The organism is Granulicatella sp. 20925_1_45, from assembly GCF_041433555.1.
Taxonomy (GTDB): Bacteria; Bacillota; Bacilli; order Lactobacillales; family Aerococcaceae; genus Granulicatella.
The window spans coordinates 91,590-108,985 of record NZ_JAPWBR010000002.1; the positions used below are offsets into that span (position 1 = coordinate 91,590).

At 39.4% G+C, this 17,396-nt stretch carries 17 protein-coding genes; 4 read left to right on the forward strand and 13 right to left on the reverse strand.

Annotated elements, in window-relative coordinates; all coding sequences use genetic code 11:
• The first annotated feature begins 195 nt into the window (after nucleotides 1-195).
• Complete coding sequence (locus O3798_RS01395; RefSeq protein WP_371462684.1) at nucleotides 196-2,730, forward strand: transglycosylase domain-containing protein; 2,535 nt, start codon at nucleotides 196-198, stop codon at nucleotides 2,728-2,730.
• Nucleotides 2,731-2,837: 107 nt separating this feature from the next.
• On the opposite strand, the gene ccpA is transcribed toward O3798_RS01395, so the two are convergent.
• A complete protein-coding gene (gene ccpA / locus O3798_RS01400; protein ID WP_371462686.1) occupies nucleotides 2,838-3,839 on the reverse strand; it encodes a catabolite control protein A in 1,002 nt (333 codons plus the stop codon).
• Between the two features lie 176 nt (nucleotides 3,840-4,015).
• On the opposite strand from ccpA, the gene O3798_RS01405 reads away from it, so the two are divergent.
• Nucleotides 4,016-5,098, forward strand: coding sequence for an aminopeptidase P family protein (locus tag O3798_RS01405; RefSeq protein ID WP_371462689.1), 1,083 nt, complete (start codon nucleotides 4,016-4,018; stop codon nucleotides 5,096-5,098).
• A 55-nt stretch (nucleotides 5,099-5,153) separates the two neighbouring features.
• Here O3798_RS01405 and O3798_RS01410 read toward each other — a convergent pair whose 3' ends face one another.
• Nucleotides 5,154-5,648 carry a YtxH domain-containing protein gene (locus O3798_RS01410; protein ID WP_371462692.1) on the reverse strand — a complete coding sequence of 165 codons (495 nt, stop codon included), beginning with the start codon at nucleotides 5,646-5,648 and terminating at the stop codon, nucleotides 5,154-5,156.
• Nucleotides 5,649-5,666: 18 nt separating this feature from the next.
• Nucleotides 5,667-6,071, reverse strand: coding sequence for a DUF948 domain-containing protein (locus O3798_RS01415; RefSeq protein WP_371462694.1), 405 nt, complete (start codon nucleotides 6,069-6,071; stop codon nucleotides 5,667-5,669).
• Between the two features lie 147 nt (nucleotides 6,072-6,218).
• Here O3798_RS01415 and O3798_RS01420 point away from each other — a divergent pair, with 147 nt between their 5' ends.
• The gene (locus O3798_RS01420) at nucleotides 6,219-7,088 is read left to right on the forward strand and encodes a mechanosensitive ion channel family protein (RefSeq protein WP_371462696.1); all 870 of its coding nucleotides are present in this window, start codon (nucleotides 6,219-6,221) and stop codon (nucleotides 7,086-7,088) included.
• Between the two features lie 318 nt (nucleotides 7,089-7,406).
• Here O3798_RS01420 and cbpB read toward each other — a convergent pair whose 3' ends face one another.
• The 10 genes from cbpB to zapA form a co-directional block, all read right to left on the reverse strand.
• Nucleotides 7,407-7,883, reverse strand: coding sequence for a cyclic-di-AMP-binding protein CbpB (cbpB, locus tag O3798_RS01425; protein WP_371462698.1), 477 nt, complete (start codon nucleotides 7,881-7,883; stop codon nucleotides 7,407-7,409).
• Nucleotides 7,873-8,421 carry a YfcE family phosphodiesterase gene (locus tag O3798_RS01430; RefSeq protein ID WP_371462700.1) on the reverse strand — a complete coding sequence of 183 codons (549 nt, stop codon included), beginning with the start codon at nucleotides 8,419-8,421 and terminating at the stop codon, nucleotides 7,873-7,875. The genes cbpB and O3798_RS01430 overlap by 11 nt, the downstream gene beginning before the upstream one ends.
• Entirely contained in the window at nucleotides 8,418-9,866 is a 1,449-nt protein-coding gene (racE, locus tag O3798_RS01435) for a glutamate racemase (RefSeq protein WP_371462702.1), read from the reverse strand. Before racE ends, O3798_RS01430 begins: the two co-directional genes overlap by 4 nt.
• Nucleotides 9,867-10,348: 482 nt before the next feature.
• Complete coding sequence (locus O3798_RS01440; protein ID WP_371462704.1) at nucleotides 10,349-11,074, reverse strand: hypothetical protein; 726 nt, start codon at nucleotides 11,072-11,074, stop codon at nucleotides 10,349-10,351.
• A gap of 1 nt (nucleotide 11,075) precedes the next feature.
• Nucleotides 11,076-11,927: an ATP-binding cassette domain-containing protein gene (locus O3798_RS01445; protein WP_371462706.1), complete on the reverse strand. Its 852-nt coding sequence runs from the start codon at nucleotides 11,925-11,927 to the stop codon at nucleotides 11,076-11,078.
• Nucleotides 11,927-12,292: a GntR family transcriptional regulator gene (locus O3798_RS01450; protein ID WP_371462708.1), complete on the reverse strand. Its 366-nt coding sequence runs from the start codon at nucleotides 12,290-12,292 to the stop codon at nucleotides 11,927-11,929. The genes O3798_RS01445 and O3798_RS01450 overlap by 1 nt, the downstream gene beginning before the upstream one ends.
• Nucleotides 12,293-12,472: 180 nt before the next feature.
• Nucleotides 12,473-12,784 carry a thioredoxin gene (gene trxA, locus O3798_RS01455; protein ID WP_048713665.1) on the reverse strand — a complete coding sequence of 104 codons (312 nt, stop codon included), beginning with the start codon at nucleotides 12,782-12,784 and terminating at the stop codon, nucleotides 12,473-12,475.
• Nucleotides 12,785-12,860: 76 nt separating this feature from the next.
• Nucleotides 12,861-15,218, reverse strand: a complete 2,358-nt coding sequence (locus O3798_RS01460) for an endonuclease MutS2 (RefSeq protein ID WP_371462710.1) — start codon at nucleotides 15,216-15,218, stop codon at nucleotides 12,861-12,863.
• A 55-nt stretch (nucleotides 15,219-15,273) separates the two neighbouring features.
• Entirely contained in the window at nucleotides 15,274-15,810 is a 537-nt protein-coding gene (locus O3798_RS01465; protein ID WP_371446431.1) for a CvpA family protein, read from the reverse strand.
• A 6-nt stretch (nucleotides 15,811-15,816) separates the two neighbouring features.
• Nucleotides 15,817-16,173, reverse strand: coding sequence for a cell division protein ZapA (zapA, locus tag O3798_RS01470; RefSeq protein WP_285252341.1), 357 nt, complete (start codon nucleotides 16,171-16,173; stop codon nucleotides 15,817-15,819).
• A 138-nt stretch (nucleotides 16,174-16,311) separates the two neighbouring features.
• On the opposite strand from zapA, the gene rnhC reads away from it, so the two are divergent.
• Complete coding sequence (rnhC, locus tag O3798_RS01475) at nucleotides 16,312-17,226, forward strand: ribonuclease HIII (RefSeq protein ID WP_371446432.1); 915 nt, start codon at nucleotides 16,312-16,314, stop codon at nucleotides 17,224-17,226.
• Nucleotides 17,227-17,396: the final 170 nt, after the last annotated feature.

Consider the following 17,396-nt stretch of genomic DNA (forward strand, 5'->3'; position numbering starts at 1 on the left):
ACACCTCCATGTATTAATCTCACAGTTACATAGTTTAGCAGATGGAAGGATGCTTGTAAAGTATTTTCTCTTTACACCTTTAACTTTTTTTGTAAAAAACGCTCTAAACCCTACTCCCACTAGCAATAAATAGTAATTTTCATCGTTTTTTGATATAATGGACAAAAATATGTATAAATGAAAAGAGTTGAACTTATGTCAGAACAGAACCAAACTCCAGATTGGCGCGAGGCTCTACTTTCTATTTGGAACAAACCGATTCTTAAAAATATGCGTTTTATTTTTAATATTGCTTATTCAGTCCTTAAAAACATTTTCGTAATCGCAATTCTAGCACTGATGCTTATTGGTGTATTCGGAGGCGGGATTGGACTTGGATACTTTGCAAGTTTGACTTCCAATGAAGAACCTCTTACTCAAGAACAAATGAGTGATGCCATCGGAAATCTCAACTTAATCTCAAGTTTCTACTATCAAGATGGAACGAAGATTTCAGATGTAAATACTGATGAGTTACGTATTGTAAAACCTTTATCAGAAATTTCGCAATATGTAAAAGATGGAATCATCGCAACAGAAGATAGTTCATTCTATGATCATAACGGGATTGTTCCTAAGGCTCTTATCCGTGCCCTCTTACAAGAAGTTGCTTCTTCTGATTCAGGCGCAACGGGTGGATCTACCTTAACACAACAATTAATTAAACAACAGATTTTAACAAGCGAAGTTACTTTCAAACGTAAAGCCAATGAAATTCTTTACGCATTACGTCTTGAAAAACACTTTACAAAAGACCAAATCTTAGAAGCTTACTTAAATGTTTCTCCGTTTGGACGTAATCATAACGGGTTAAATATCGCCGGTATCGAAGAAGCCGCTCAAGGTGTCTTCGGGGTTTCCGCAAAAGATTTATCATTACCACAAGCAGCGTATCTTGTTGGGATGCCTCAAAACCCAATTGTTTACACACCGTATACAAACATCGCAACGATGAAAGAAGACGTGTCTGCTGGTGTAGAACGTATGAAGACTGTTCTATTTAGTATGTATCGTGAAAACAAAATTACTAAAGAACAATACGAAGAAGCGCTTGCGTACGACATTACGATGGACTTCCTTCCTCCAAAAGAGCTCACTTCAAACCGTCAATCATACTTATATCAAGCTGTTCATCGTGAAGCGGTTAAAGTCTTAATGACAAAAGCAGCTGAGAAAAACAAATTGACGTATAACGATGTGAAAAACGATTCAGAGTTATATAGTAAATACTATAATGAAGCTGAGCGCGAATTAAGCTCTTCAGGTTACCGTATAACATCAACTGTTGACCAAAAAGTATACGATGCGATGCAAAAAGCCATTGCTGAAGGCGGGGACTTAATCGGACCAACGTATAACACTCAATATGTTGATCAAAGTACTGGTGAAACTAAAACTCAAAAAGAGCCAGCTCAAAACGGTGCTGTGTTAATTGAAAACAAAACAGGTCGTATTCTTGGTTTCGTCGCAGGTCGTGACTTTGAAGCCAACCAAGTGGACCACGCGTTCTCAACACACCGCTCTCCTGGTTCAACCATCAAACCAATCTTGGTGTACGCGCCAGCGATTGAAAACAACTTAATTTATCCAGCAAGTATTGTTCCGGATACGAAGATTAGTATCGCACAAGGAAACGGAACTTACTGGCAACCAACCAACTATGGTAACTCAATTACGAACCAATTCTTAACGGTTCGTTACGCACTGTTCAAATCATTAAATAACCCAGTAATTAAGATTTACCAAGCAATGCTTCAAAAAGGCATTAACGCTGGTGAATACTTGAAGAAAATGGGGATCACTGAAGGTATCGGTGAAGATGAATATCAAAATATCGCCCTTTCAATCGGTGGTACGAGAACAGGTCCTTCTGTAAGAGAACAAACAAGTGCCTTCTCTACACTGGCAAATGGCGGTGAACACCACGAATCATACTTAATCGAAAAGATTGAAGACTCTCGTGGAAATGTGATTTACCAACACGAAGATAAATCAGAGCGCGTCTTCTCAGATGCAACAGCGTTCTTAACAACAAATATGTTACAAGATATTGCAAGCTCTACTATCTTCTACAACATTAAAGGAAATATGGGATTCAGTTCTGATTTAGCTGGTAAAACAGGTACTTCAGAAAACGAGATTGATAACTGGTTTGTAGCTTACACTCCAACAGTTACTCTTGGTTCATGGATCGGATATGACAACTTCTATAACGCTCGTTACGCCATCACTGGTGGAGACGGATACGGCGAACCAACGATGCGTAGTCAACGTCAATGGACGAACTTGATGAGAGCTGCATACGAAGCAAACCCTGAATTGATTGGTAAAGAAACAAGCTTTACGCAACCAGACTCTGTTTATCGTGATTCTGTCGTATCAACAACTGGTACAAAAGCAGGTTCATTTAAAGCAGAAAACGGTGGTACTTATTCAATCGGTGGTTCTATGACAACAGATTGGTTCAAGAAGAACTTCCCTCCTATGAATCCAAAATACGACTTTATGGTAGGTGCAACTCCAGAAGAATTAAATCGATTCTGGAATAAATCTTCATCTTCTAGCGATAAGAAAAAAGAAGAGGAGAAAAAGAAAGAAGAAAAGAAACCTGAGACAACTCAAGCACCAACAACTCAAGCGCCAGCAACTCAAGCGCCTACTCCTCAACCTCAAACAACAAAAGCACGTTAATCTAAATAACAGAAAGGCTGGATAATGTCCAGCCTTTCTGTTATTTCCTTCTATTCTCTATAGTATAAAAAACAGCCTATTCTATGTGATAGGCTGTTCGTTTATTCTTACTTTGTTGTGTTTCGTAACTCAATCTTGTAAGGTAATGTGATTTCAGATTCTACAATCTCTTCTTTATTCATAATCTTTGTCAATAGACGCATTGCTACGGCACCAATGTCATATAAAGGTGGTGCAATTGTTGAAAGAATTGGACGTGTCATCTTCGTTAATTTAGAGTTATTGCTTGAGATGATTTCGAATTTCTCAGGAACCTTAATTCCTAAGTCGATTAATCCATTTAATAATCCTACTGAAGTTTCGTCGTCTGTTACGATTGCAGCTGTTACGCCAGCTTTATGAATACGTTCTGCTACAGATTCACCTGCATGGTATGTCAATGGCACTTCGTATACTAATTTCGGATCGAATTTAATACCCGCTTTCTCTAAAGCTGCTTTATATCCTTCTAAACGTAAATCTACAGAAGCAACATTTTTCAACGCAGCTGTTACGAAAGCCACTTTCTTATGTCCGTTTTCAATTAATGTTTCAACCGCTTCTTGAGTCGCTTCTTTATAATCAATATTGACAGACGCAATTTCATGTTCAGCATCCATTGTTCCTGCTAAAACAATTGGTGTTTTAGAACGAATGATTTCAGTGCGTAATTCAGGTGTTAAATGGTTTCCCATATATAAAATACCATCTACTTGTTTTGACAATAATGTGTTTAACACTTGAATTTCTTTATGATTATTTTGGTCAGAGTTCGCTAGAATAATGTTGTATTTATACATTGTCGCAATGTCATCAATCCCACGCGCTAAGCTCGCAAAGTAAAGGTTTGTGACATCTGGAATGATGACTCCAACAGTCGTAGTTTTTTTACTTGCAAGTCCACGAGCAACGGCATTTGGACGATAATCTAATTCATCGATAACATCTAGCACTCTCTTACGAGTCGCTGGTTTTACGTTAGGGTTCCCATTTACTACACGTGATACTGTAGCCATGGATACATTTGCTTCACGAGCAACATCATAAATCGTAATTGTTTGCTTTTCCATCTACAAATCTCCTTTGTGCATCTTTTCATCTATTCATAGGGTAGCACTTTCATAAATCTTTTGCAAGCGTTTAACAACAATTTTCATATAATTTTTGAAACTATTTACATCATTGATGCAATAATATGCTACAATAGATTCAAGGAGATGAAATTATGAAACTAAACGCTACTTTTATGCAATTGGAAAGTGAAATGAAAGAAAAACAAAATCCGATTGTTTTTATCCAAAATCCAGAGACCATTCGTCTTTTGACAAAATTCTCAACAGAACCACATGAACGAATTGTAGCCCTGGTATATACACCTGGTGCTACTCCACTACTCTTCGTTCCTGCATTAGAACATCAAGTCGCTCAAAAAGCTGAGCCCGGCTTTATCGTGAAGAGTTATCAAGACCATGAAGATGGTTGGAAACTCTTATCCGATGCGATTAAAGAACACTTCCCTACAGAGCTTAATTTCGCCGTGGAAAAAGTGGACTTCTCACTCTTTGCAGCTGAACAATTGCAAAAGCACTTCCCTGGTATTCAGTTCTCAGTTGACTTAACACCAATCGTACAACAACTTCGTCTCGTAAAAGACACAGAAGCCATCGATAAACTCGTCTACTCAGGAACCTTTGCCGATAAAGCCATTGAAATTGGAAAGAAGGCCTTGAAAGTTGGCATTACAGAACGTGAAGTCGTTGCCATTATCGAATTCGAAATGAAAAAACTAGGTGTCTCTCAAATGAGCTTTGATACAATGGTGCTCTTTGGAGACCACGCTGCGGATCCTCATGGCGAACCTGGAGACCGTACCCTTAAAGAAAACGAGTGGGTCCTCTTTGACCTAGGAACGATGGTCGATGGTTACGCAAGTGACATTACTCGTACGGTCTTCTTTGGAAGTGAAAGCGCGAAAGACCCACGCCATCAAGAAATCTACGACATTGTCCAAAAAGCGCACGATACAGCTATCCAAGCAGTAAAACCTGGCATGAAAGCTAGCGAAATTGATAAAATTGCTCGTGACATTATTGCAGAAGCGGGATATGGTGAATACTTCATCCACCGCCTTGGACACGGCATTGGTCAAAGCGTTCATGAGTTCCCTTCGATTATGGAAGGAAACGATATGGAACTCGTTGAAGGAATGTGCTTCTCTGTTGAACCTGGTGTGTATATTTCAGGTGACTACGGCGTTCGCATCGAAGACTGCCTAGCCGTTACAAAAGATGGCGCTAAACTCTTCACAGCCGTTAAATATGAATTCTAATCAAAAAATAAAAGCCTGGGGAAGTTCCCCAGGCTTTCGTTGTTTATAAATAAAATTAAGCTTCTTCTTTAACGTCTTCAGCTTTTTCTTTAACGTCTTCAGCTTTTTCTTTAACGTCTTCAGCTTTTTCTTTAACGTTTTCTGCTAATTCAGCAACCACTTCAGCTGATTCTTCTTTGTGTTTAGCAAAGTTTCCTTTTACTTTATCAACTGTTTCGCTAAATTGGCCTTTTAAGTTTTCAGTGTGTACTGCAACTTGGTCTTTTAAGTTAGCTGCTTGTTTAGAAACTTGTTCTTTTAAGTGTCCAGCTTGTTCTTGTAAGTTAATGCGAATATCTTGTGTTGAAGTTTTAGCTACTTCTGCAAATTCAACACCTTTTGCACGTGCGATTTCACCGTATTCTGATAATTGTTCTTTATAGCGATCTGCTTCTTTCGCTAAATCTTCACGTAATTCTTTACCTGATTTTGGTGCAAATAATAAAGCTGTTACTGCTGCTGCAGACGCTCCGATAAATGCTCCTAATAAAAATCCACCTGATTTACTCATGTTCAACACTCCGTTTCATTATTTTACTTTTTTCTTCTTTGAAAGAATCGTTCTTCCAAAATTAAATGCCGCAACTGCACGGCTTGTTTTTGAAAGCTTCACTGCTTTTGTTGCTAGATTACGAGATGATGTATTTACATCAGAAATCGTCACACCTAAATCGCCTGCCGCTATAAACAACGGATTGGTCACTCTAAGTTTGCCGTTCACGTCATCTACAAGTACATTTGCTTTATTTAATAATCCTTCAACTTCAATTGAAAGACTATCAACATCTTTTGTAATGACTTCTAATGAATGATTCACGTTATCAACGGTTTTATTTAATCTTGATAAAATCGGTGATACTTTCACAATTACAAAAACCACTAATGCTAATAAAGCACATGCAGCAATTAATGCAGCAATCTCAATACCTGTCATTGAGCCATTCCTCCAATCTTATAGTATAAATTAATGATAACACTTTCTCATGAAAAATACCATAAAATTATTACTGGAAACTGCACTACTTTCAATCATTTTTTACATATGGTACACTTATTTTATTACTAATAAAGGGTGACAAATATGCACAACGTCTTATGGATAGATTCCATTTCAAATTTCTTCAGCAATTACTGGAATTCCTTTGATTGGGAATCCATTTTATCGAATATCTTTACGAAATTATTATCACTAATCTTATTATTCCTAGTTTTCTACTTTGGAAAGAAGTTTCTACATTTTCTATTTAAGAAAACCATTCTTTCCTCTGTAAAAGTCGTTCGTCAAAGCGAAAACAGACAAAAGACGATCGTGAAGCTCTTAGAAAATATGCTCGATTATTTCCTATACTTCATCTTAATCTACTGGATTCTTTCCATTATCGGTGTTCCAATCTCTAGCTTACTTGCTGGTGCTGGAATCGCTGGGGTTGCACTTGGTCTTGGCGCACAAGGTTTCCTATCAGATGTGATCAACGGTCTCTTCATCCTACTCGAACGCCAATTCGAAGTTGGAGACGCGGTTCTTATTAACAACATCGCTGGAACTATTGCGAGCGTCGGTGTCCGTACTACACAAGTTCGTGGATACGACGGAACACTTCACTACATTCCAAACCGCAATATCACAGTCGTGAGTAACCAATCTCGTGGAAACATGCGTGCTTTAATCGAATTACCTTTAAATAGCAACGTGGATTTAAAATCCGTTTACTCAGTCATTGAAGCAATTAATAACCAATACACAAGAACCGACGAAGCTCTAACGGCTCCACCAAAAATCGTTGGCCCACAAACCAAGCCAAATGGTCAATTTGTATTCACCATCGCTCTAATGACAAAAAACGGTTTGCAACAGGCTACCTACCAACGCTATTTAACACTTTATCAAGAGGCACTGCTAAAACAAGGCATCGACCTCTCATCACCTGTCATCCCATATACAACCAACTAAAAAAGAAGGCCTCGCGCCTTCTTTTTTGTTTCCTTATAATCCACTCCATAGGATGCACCACACCCTATTCCCTCTCCTCTCGTTCTTACGGAATGGTACATAAACTCCCTTATTATAGAAAAAGCTACAGCGATTCCGAGAAATTCTATAATAGCAATAATGGGAACTTGCATAAAATGCGAATTAAAGGGCGTAAGGAATTTATTCCATACGCCCTTTTTGAGGCTTTTAAAGCGAGAGACGAAAGACTCGAGCTGGTGCCCCATTATAGCTATTATCTAGAATTCCTAAAAAGGAATCGCTGTAGCGATTATAGTTTTATTTACTATTTTCTTTTTCCACAAAATCATATTCGCGGGTGAGTTCATGTACCATGAAGTTGATGCGCTTTAAAAGCTCCTTCCTCGTCACAATCCCCACAAACTCATCCTCCTCATTCCCAATACAAATAAAACTCTCATCCACAAGTTCATTTAACACATCTTCCACTTGCGTATCCTGATGAATGATTGGAAACTCCGTACGCATAACTTCACGCACTTTGTATTTTCCTAACTGATTCATATGAATTTGCTCCACACCCGTGATTTTATGTAAAATCATCGCCAGTGAAATCAGACCTACAATTTTATTTTCCTTGTTCAGTACAGGAATGAGTGAATAACGCACATTCGTCAACACAAGCATCGCGTGTTCCAAAGTATGGTCTTCTTGAAGGATAGCTACTTTTTCTGCATCGATAAAAAGCTTATCGCGATCTTCAAGTAGTAACTCTTGGATTTTCTTATGAATCAAGCGTATACCCTCCCTCATTAGACCACGTATAGTCTAAAACGAGTCCATCTAATACTTCGTGTTTCGTTGTGTAATAGGTTAAGCGTAATTTGTCTTTTGAAAGAATATCCAGCACTGCATACGTCGGTGTTCCTTCATAGCTACCACGCGGATAATTCGTTGACCCTGAATTGATGCAAAGCACCCCGTTAACATTCTCCGCATTTAGTTTATGCGTATGTCCGTAAAATGCAACACGCGCGCCCATTTCTTTAGCCGCATTTGCTAAATACTCACGACCGGTGTTCACATATTCGAAGTGGCCGTGCGCTACAAAGAAATTGATGCCTTCTAGCGTAAACACTTCAGAACGTGGATATTCTGGATCATAATCGCAGTTTCCTGTTACGCGAATACAATGCGATAGACGTTCATCTTTATAAGGAAATTCTGAGTCTCCTGTATGCACGAATGTCACATCGCGCCCTGCATAGTGGTCGAAGATTCTCTTTAATGTTAACTCTTGTCCATGGTTATCACTGACAACGACAATTTTCATAATGATTCCTCCGTTTGATTTAACTCATGAGTCCATTTTTCCCACTGGCTAACAAGCAATTCGATGGCTTTCGCACGGTGGCTAATTTTATTTTTAATATCCATTCCCAGTTGCGCAAATGTCTTACCGTACTCAGGAATAATGAATAATGGATCATATCCAAATCCGCTATCCCCAGCTGGTAGAGTCGCGATTTGACCTGGGCATTCTGCTTGAACCACAAGTGATTCACTATTTGGTGCAGCTAACACTAAGCAGCAAGTGAAATGAGCTGAGCGCTCCTCTCCAACGAGTCCGCCAAGTTCTGATAAAAGCTTCGCGTTATTCGCAGCATCACTCTTTGGCTCTCCAGCAAATCGTGCTGAATACACACCTGGTTGCCCGTCCAAAGCATCCACGCACAGACCAGAGTCATCTGCTAAGACGATTGTTTGTAAGGCAATCGCAATCGTCTCAGCCTTCAAGCGTGCATTTTCTTCAAAGGTTGTTCCAGTCTCTTCCACTTCTTCTAATTCTGGGAAATCTCGAAGGGTCTTTACAGAATATCCCTTTGGTTCAAAAATCTCTGCAAACTCTTTGGCTTTACCAACATTATTCGTCGCAATCACGATTTCTTTTTTCAATTCAACTGGTTTTACTTTTTCTTTAAGTGTCACTTTCTTCACCTTCAGACCTGTTCGATTCAACCAGTTTTCAGCAATCTCTTCAAAAAGACTTGCTTCTCCAGTTGTATAAATTTCAAGAGTTGGTTTGGGATTCGATTCAGGCGTTTCACTTAATTTGCAATAATCTAATAACGCGCTCACGCTTGAAACTGTTTCTGCCCCTGAGTCAATCAATGTAACATTTGCTCCTACCACTTTTTGAATCGTTTGACGAAGCAATGGATAATGCGTGCAGCCTAGAATGACTGTATCAATCTTGGTTCCTTCTAATGGGCGTAAGGTTTCACGAACGACTTCTTCTGCTTCCTTCGTATCTGATTGATTACTTTCAACAATCGGTACAAATTTCGGACAAGCAATATCAAAGACTTCAATATCCTTATTCTTGTCATGCATGGTCTTTGGATACACTTTACTAGCAATCGTCGCGTTTGTTCCAAGTACACCGATGCGGTCATTCTTCGTTTGCTTGATAGCTGCAAGGCTACCTGGTTGAATCACTCCAACGACTGGAATCGTTAATGTGTTTTGTAATTCTTCTAGCACCACTGCAGTCGCGGTATTACAGGCAATCACAAGCATTTTAATATTTTTCTCTAGTAAAAATTGCACCATTTCTAATGTATATTGGCGGATTTCTTCAACTGGTCGTGTACCGTATGGGCAACGTGCTGAATCGCCAAGGAAGATCATGGATTCGTTTGGTAATTGTTTGAGGGCTTCTTTGAGGACAGTAAGACCGCCAACGCCCGAATCGATAAACCCGATTGGTCTTTTCATGGTTTCTCAACCTTTCTTTCTTTAGTCTTCTATAGTATACCATAGTTCGCGTAACGCTGATTCAAAAGTGGTTTGGTTTATGAAAAAGTTAACCAACTAATAAACTGCTTGTAATCACCTTCGGTGTACGAATGAAAAGAATTGAATAGTCTTACACTACATGCCTTTATCGGATATCTTCATAGTGTTTGTAATAGCTGTATCGTTTCGAGCCCTGGTCTCTCACCTACTGAGCCTCAAAGCAGTAGTAAGGAATAAATTCCTAACTACTGCTAATTCGCATCAGTTACTCTCGCTATTACTCACACTATAGAATCCGATAGGCACTTCGTTTGACTGATTCAATCCTTTTCATTCGAAAAAATAGACTGTTTATCTTTTATAATACGGCCCTGCAGAACTAATAGACTAAAAAGAAAGGAGAGAAACCTCCGCCCTAAACAAAAAAAGAACTCCTGAGTACAGGAGTTCTAGGATAGATTTTATTCTGGAGCGATGCTTTGGTGTTTTCTTGTCACGAGAATTTGAAGCACCACTAGAATCACTAATGCGATAGAGATAGATTCTACTTTATGTGTTGTAATAAGGTTGATGAATTCTTGAAGAGCTTTTACAAATTCAGGCATTTGGCCATCACTAACTCGTCTAAAAGCACTTCCACCAATTAATGCAGAAAGCATGAACACTCCTGATAATACGAAAATGCCTGTCTTTTGATTAATTTTATTAAGAACAATCCCAATAACATTTGCGATTAGGTGAATCAGAACAACCTTCACGAAAAGAACTGCGATGCTGATAACGATATTTTCTGGGTCAAATAGGTCCCCTAAAATCGATTGAATCGTTACTGATCCTAATGAAACTCCATTTCTTAGTGGAATTAATAAGGCGTAAATGAGTGTGATGATTCCAGAATCGACAAGCGTTTGAATGAATAAGCTTTCTATTTGTTCTTTTCTTGTTAATCCTAATTGGCTTTCTAGACGGAATTGTTCAACGATATATCCAATTCCGATGAGTAATAGGATAATTGCAATTTCATTATCGAAGTAAATTGGGAAATAAGTACCGAATGTGCTAAGGTCCCCATTTGCAAAAATCTTCATTAAGAAACTTGTAATAATCCACCAAGCTCCTAAGAACATTAAAATTGTTTTCCATCTTCTAGCTAATCCCATGCTGACAACTGATAATAAACGGTTCATCTTATTCATTCTCCTTTCGTGTGATTGAGATAAAGTAATCTTGTAATGTTAATGGAGAAAAGTCTAATCCTGGTTGTGCTTCTCCAATAGCACCAATCACCACGCTTCTTGTAAAGTTTCCGATTTGTTCTGTTTCAAGAACTTTCTTATCGGCAACATATTCTTGTACCAATGAGGATGCCCCACTAACAACGTATCCTTTACGAAGAACATCTTCGACCAGTACTTCTTCTGTGACCAATCCGTCTTTAATAACAATCACTTTTTCTAAAATTGAAGCAACTTCTTCGATTAAATGCGTTGCGATGACAAATGTACGAGGACGGCGCGCATACGCTTCGAGTAATTTCTTATTGAAGAGTTGGCGGTGGTTCGCATCAAGCCCAAGCACTGGTTCATCTAAGAAGATGTATTCGCTAGGGTTCGCAAGCGCCAAGATAATCTTCATAATGCTTTTATATCCTGTTGAGGCTTTTGAGTATTTTTGCTTCACATTCACATCGAACACTTTGATAAGGTCTTCTGCGAATTCCATATCAAATTCTGGATAAGTCACTTTATAGATAGCAAGGAGATCTTTAAATCTATATTCTTGCGGGAACCAGTTATCAGAACTTGATAAGTACACTTCATGCATCGCGCTTGCTGTCTTATGAAGGTCCACTCCGTCAAGAGTGATATCCCCGCTTGTCTTTTCGATACGGCGAGCAATCATATTTAGCACTGTACTCTTTCCGGCACCATTTCGTCCGAGCAACCCGATAATACTTTCAGGTTCAATCGTGAATGTTGCTCCTTTTACCGCTTCTTTTTTTAAAAACTTCTTCTTTAAATCTTTGACTTCGATACTCATTATTGGAAGCCTCCTTCGATGATTTTTACTAATTCGTCTTTCGTAATACCGAGCGCTTGTGCTTCTTTTAAGAAGTTTGGCACCATTTGGTTGGCAAATTCATTTTGCTTCTTGCTTAAGACAATTTTTCTGGCCCCTTCTGCTACAAACGTTCCAAGACCTCTTCGTTTTTCAAGTATTTGTTCGCTCACGAGTAAGTTCATTCCTTTCAATACCGTTGCTGGGTTGATTTGATATCCTGTGGAAATCTCAGTTGTCGACGGTACTTGATCTCCTTCTTTGTAGACTTCATGGAAGATTTCTTCTTCCAATTGATTGGCTACTTGTTGAAATAATGGGATATCACTTTGAAAATCAAATTTCATAACGCACCTCCTTGTTCATGATCACTTTGTGTTAATTGGTTAGTTACTTGTGTAACTAACTATAAGACTAAAACAAAAATTTGTCAACACCTTTTCGAAAAAATTTTTTAACAAAATAAAAAAACGCCTGACATACCAAGGAAAAACCTTGATATATCAAGCGTTCGGAGACTTTAGATTTTATAAATATTTTTCTAAAATTTCTTCTAAGTGTTCTTTAGCATGGTAGCCAACCACTTTATCAACGACTTCGCCATCTTTTTTGATAAGCAATGTTGGGATACTCATAATGCCAAATGCACGAGCTGTTTCTGGGTTTTCGTCAACATCTACTTTTGTAAAAGTTACTTTGTCTCCCATTTCTTCATCTAATTGGTCGATTACTGGACCTTGCATACGACATGGGCCACACCAAGTTGCCCAGAAGTCTACTAAGACTACTCCATTTTTAGTTTCTTCTGCAAAGTTTTTATCTGTTAATGATTTTACCATTCGAATCATCCTTTCCTTTTTCTATAAACTTAGTATAGCAATCCCCCGGAAGGTGACCAACTATTCTGCTCACGGTTTACTTAAAGGTTACGATGGTCGCTCCATTTCCACCCGTATTCATCGGTGCAAATTCAAAACTTGCGACAGAACGGTGGCTACGTAGCACCTTATGAACTCCTTGTTGGATGGCCCCTGTTCCACGTCCATGAATAATCGTTACGCGTGGATAGTTCGCAAGAATCGCAGCATCTAGATATAACTCTAGATCCTTCATCGCTTCTTCGTATCGTTTTCCGCGAAGGTCTAATTCAGAAGAGACGTGACTAGCACGCGCACTTTTGACGATCACTTGTTGCTTGGCTACTTGCGCCTCGGCGATTGGAGAAAGATCCTCAACGGCAATCTTCATCTTGATGATTCCCATTTGAACCACCCATTCCTTGTCGTTCACCTTCTCAACAAGCGTACCACGTTGGCCAAATGACAGAACTTCGACACTTTGTCCGACTTGCAGCGCCTTCTTTGCTTTTTCCTTGCGAAGTACCTTGTTTTTCTTCAAGGCTTGCTCATGCTTCAAGTCTTTCAACGCCGTTTTCTTCTCAATCATTTCATGCTCTTTAACAGTACTTTGCTTACTTCTTAATTGAAGCTCACGAATTTCAGATAAAATCTTATCCGCATCATCTTGGCTCTGTTCAATTAACGTATTCGCACGTTCTTTCGCCTCTTCTAAGAGACGTGCTTTATTGGCTTGGAATTGTTCTGTTTCGCGTTGTAAGTCCTCAAGTAACTGCGTACTCAATTCTAACTGATGGCGCATCTTGTCGGCATCACGCTGCGCACGGCGACGTTTTTGCTCGAGGTCACTAATCATCGCATTCAAGTCTTGGTCTTCTTCGGATAGAAGTCCGCGCGCTTGGTCGATAATGATACTTGGTAAGCCAAGACGTTTTGAAATATCAAATGCATTACTACGACCTGGTACGCCAAGTAAGAGTTGGTATGTTGGTTGAAGGGTATCCCCATCAAATTCCATACTCGCATTAATGGTTTTAGGGCGGTCATAGCCGTATGCTTTCAACTCTGGATAGTGCGTTGACGCAATCACATAACTTTGCTTACTTGCAATATAATCAAGGATTGCGATCGCAAGTGAAGACCCTTCTTGTGGGTCTGTCCCTGAACCAATTTCATCGATTAAAATCAAACTCTTATCGTTAATTTGTTTCAAAATAGACACGATATTCGACATATGAGATGAGAATGTCGATAGGTTTTGCTCAATCGATTGTTCATCTCCGATATCCGCAAAAATCTCTGTAAAGACTCCCACTCGGCTATTTTCAGCCGCAGGAATATACAGCCCAATCTGTGCCATCAATTGAATCACACCGACCGTCTTCAAGAGAATGGTTTTACCACCCGTATTCGGCCCTGTAATGACAATCGCTTGATATTCTTCACCAAGAATAATATCGTTTGCCACAGCCTTCTCACGCTCTAAAAGTGGATGCCATGCTTGCCAGAGGGCTACGTAATTATTAGCGTCGATAATTGGCTCTGTTGCTCTCAATTCATGAGCGTACAGCGCTTTTGCATTCACTACATCCAGACGTGCCAATACATAATGGTTTTGATGCAGTGAATTCGTATAAGGCATGAGTTTTTGAGACAATTCCCAAAGGATACGTTCTACTTCGCGCTTCTCTTGGATTTGATACTCACGAAGCTTGTTGTTTAAATTCACGACTGCTTGTGGCTCCATAAAGAGCGTTTGCCCCGTTGAACTTTGGTCATGGACCGTTCCGCCAAAGACTGATTTATACTCTGCTTTTACAGGAAGTACATAACGGTCATTACGAATTGTGATAATCGTATCGCTTAAATATTGCGCATTCTTTCCTGTAAGGTATTGATCCATTTGACGACGAATATCTTGTTCCGTCTTTTGAATCCCCACACGAACCCCGTGTAAAGTTGGAGACGCGCTATCTAAAACATACCCATCTTCACGAATAGAGGCTTCTAGTTCGCTTGTCACCTCTGGAATACTTTCAAGCTTTTCGACCAAACGAGGCACACGTTTTAGTGCAATTTCCTCTTCTTCGACTTTTTCAAAGAAACGCTCAACCTCATGCGTTGTTGTTAACACACGTAGGATATCACTTAATTCGCGTCCATTCAGCCCTGCTTCTAGCTCTAGACGTTTCAAAGCAAAACTAATATCTTTCAATCGTGGAATTGGAATCCCTTGTTTGAGACGGAGTAACTCCACTCCATCAGTTGTTTCTTCGATTTTATGTTGAATGGCCTTTGCATCGACTTCAATCGGAAGTTCCTTAATCATTTGCTTTCCTTTTTCGGAAGTCGCATATTCGGCCAGTTGTGTTCTAATTTTGGAAAATTCTAAAACCTTTTCGATTTTCGAATTCATAACAGTCCTTCTTTCTTAAAAAACGTGGAACAAGTTTGTTCCACGCTTCGAGGTTTTATTTAGGTAATAACCAACTTGAAACGATTGGCGTTACAATTGGTGTTTTTGTGATGATGAAGTTTGGCAATCCACCTTCGATAATTTTTTGTGCTGGTGCCAGCGGAATCATCGCTACTGCGTAAAGTACAAAGTAAATGAATAAGTAGTTCATCAGGAATCCAAGTGCCGCTCCACCGATCGTATTGAATTGTTTCAATAGCGGTAAGAATGTTAATTCGCTAGCGACATATCCAAGGAATCGAACCACTAACCATCCTAGAATCATGATGACTAGGAATGCAACCAATTTATAGAATGATTGGTCGAGTGACATCGCTTGGGCTTCTGTGAAAATCGCTAAGTGATTTCCAGGAATGTATGATGGATATGGGATGTACACCGATAAGAACTTCGCGAGTCCTTCGTAAGTGAACATCGCAACTAGGAATGTGATGAAGTATCCTGCGATATACACGAGTTCTAAAGTTAATCCTCGGCGCATTCCAGTATACACACCAACTAATAAATAAAATAAAATAATTAACGTTACCATTGAACCCTACCTTCTCAACAAATCTTGTTGTAATTCAAATTGTTTTTCTAATTCTTGTTTTCTATTTGCATCAATCGAAGGGCGTTTATGTTGAACGGAGCGCAATTCTTTTTCCAACTGCTCTACACGTTTCTTCAATGCGACCACTTCTTCTTGCTTTTCAAATTGATTCGAGATGGCGTTGATGGCTGCAAGAAGCGCCACTTCTTCCGTCGACAATTTGTCAGATACTCGAGTGATTTGGTCTAATTGTTCTTGTAAGACACGCACAATACTTTGCATTTCTTGTTGCGACTTACGACCAATAATCGTATAAGATTTCCCTGAAATCGTTGCTTTTACTCTTGTTTTTGGTTGATTCACAAAAGACCCTCTCACTTTCTCCATAATATCACCTTATTTTACCATTTTTCATTTAAAAAATACACTAATAATCCACTTTTTTAGAGAGTGGACGGATGAAATTTGTCATGGTATGCTAAAAAGAAAAGGGGGAACGACATGAATTCATTAACTTTAATTTTATCACCTGAGCAAATTGCAACACTTGGAGCAACCTACGCTTCATACATGCAATCTCCTCCACCACACGCAACATTGCGTCTAAAGATCGACGGTTTATCGATTACGGCCTATAAATCGGGTAAGGTTCTCTTCCAAGGAAAAGGCATTGAAGACTTTATCCAAAAGAACCACCTCGAACAATCGATGGATGTCACTACAAAGAAAGCCCTCGAAGAGTCGACTCTTCCAGAAGGTTTTGCGACTTGGAGCATCATCGGAAGCGATGAAGTCGGAAACGGCGCTTACTTTGGTCCACTGACGGTTGCGGCGGCTTATGTTTCAAAAGAAAATATCGCAACATTAAAAGCGATGGGCGTTCGCGATTCTAAAGATATGACGGACGAACAAATTAAGGCTCTCGTTCCAAAAATCAAAGAAGCTGTGCCTTATAAGTTATTAACGCTTTGGCCAGAGAAATATAACGAAGTCCAACAAGTTAAAAATCTAAACGAGATGAAGGCGCTGCTTCATAACCAAGCGTTCCGTCTCTTAAGCGAAAAACTCGCTCCTGAGGTTCCAGAAGCGTACTTAATCGACCAATTCTGTAAACCAGACTTGTATTACCGTTATCTCAAAGGCCAAGACCTTGTCGATAAGAAGAAAACATACTTTATTACAAAAGGCGAAAGTCACCATATCGCCGTTGCGGCAGCATCCATGATTGCCAGATGCGCCTTCCTTGATGGCCTAGACTCTCTAAGCGCTGAATACGGATATGAACTCCCAAGCGGTGCCGGTGCCAACGTCGATAAAGCAGCAGCCACTATTTTAAAACACGGTGGCATGGAACTCCTCGGTAAAGTGGCCAAACTCCACTTCGCCAACACCGAAAAAGCTAAAAAATTAAAATAGTTTTTCTCTTCCAAAATGAGGTTAGATAGGCTCTTCGCAGATTTCCAAAAACACTCCTACTGGATAGGAAGTAGTTTTTTACGTGCTTACCCAGCAAATGATTACGGAGAATCTTGTGGATTTTATTGTAGCAGTAACGTGAAAAAGCAAAAAATGCGAATTAAAGGGAG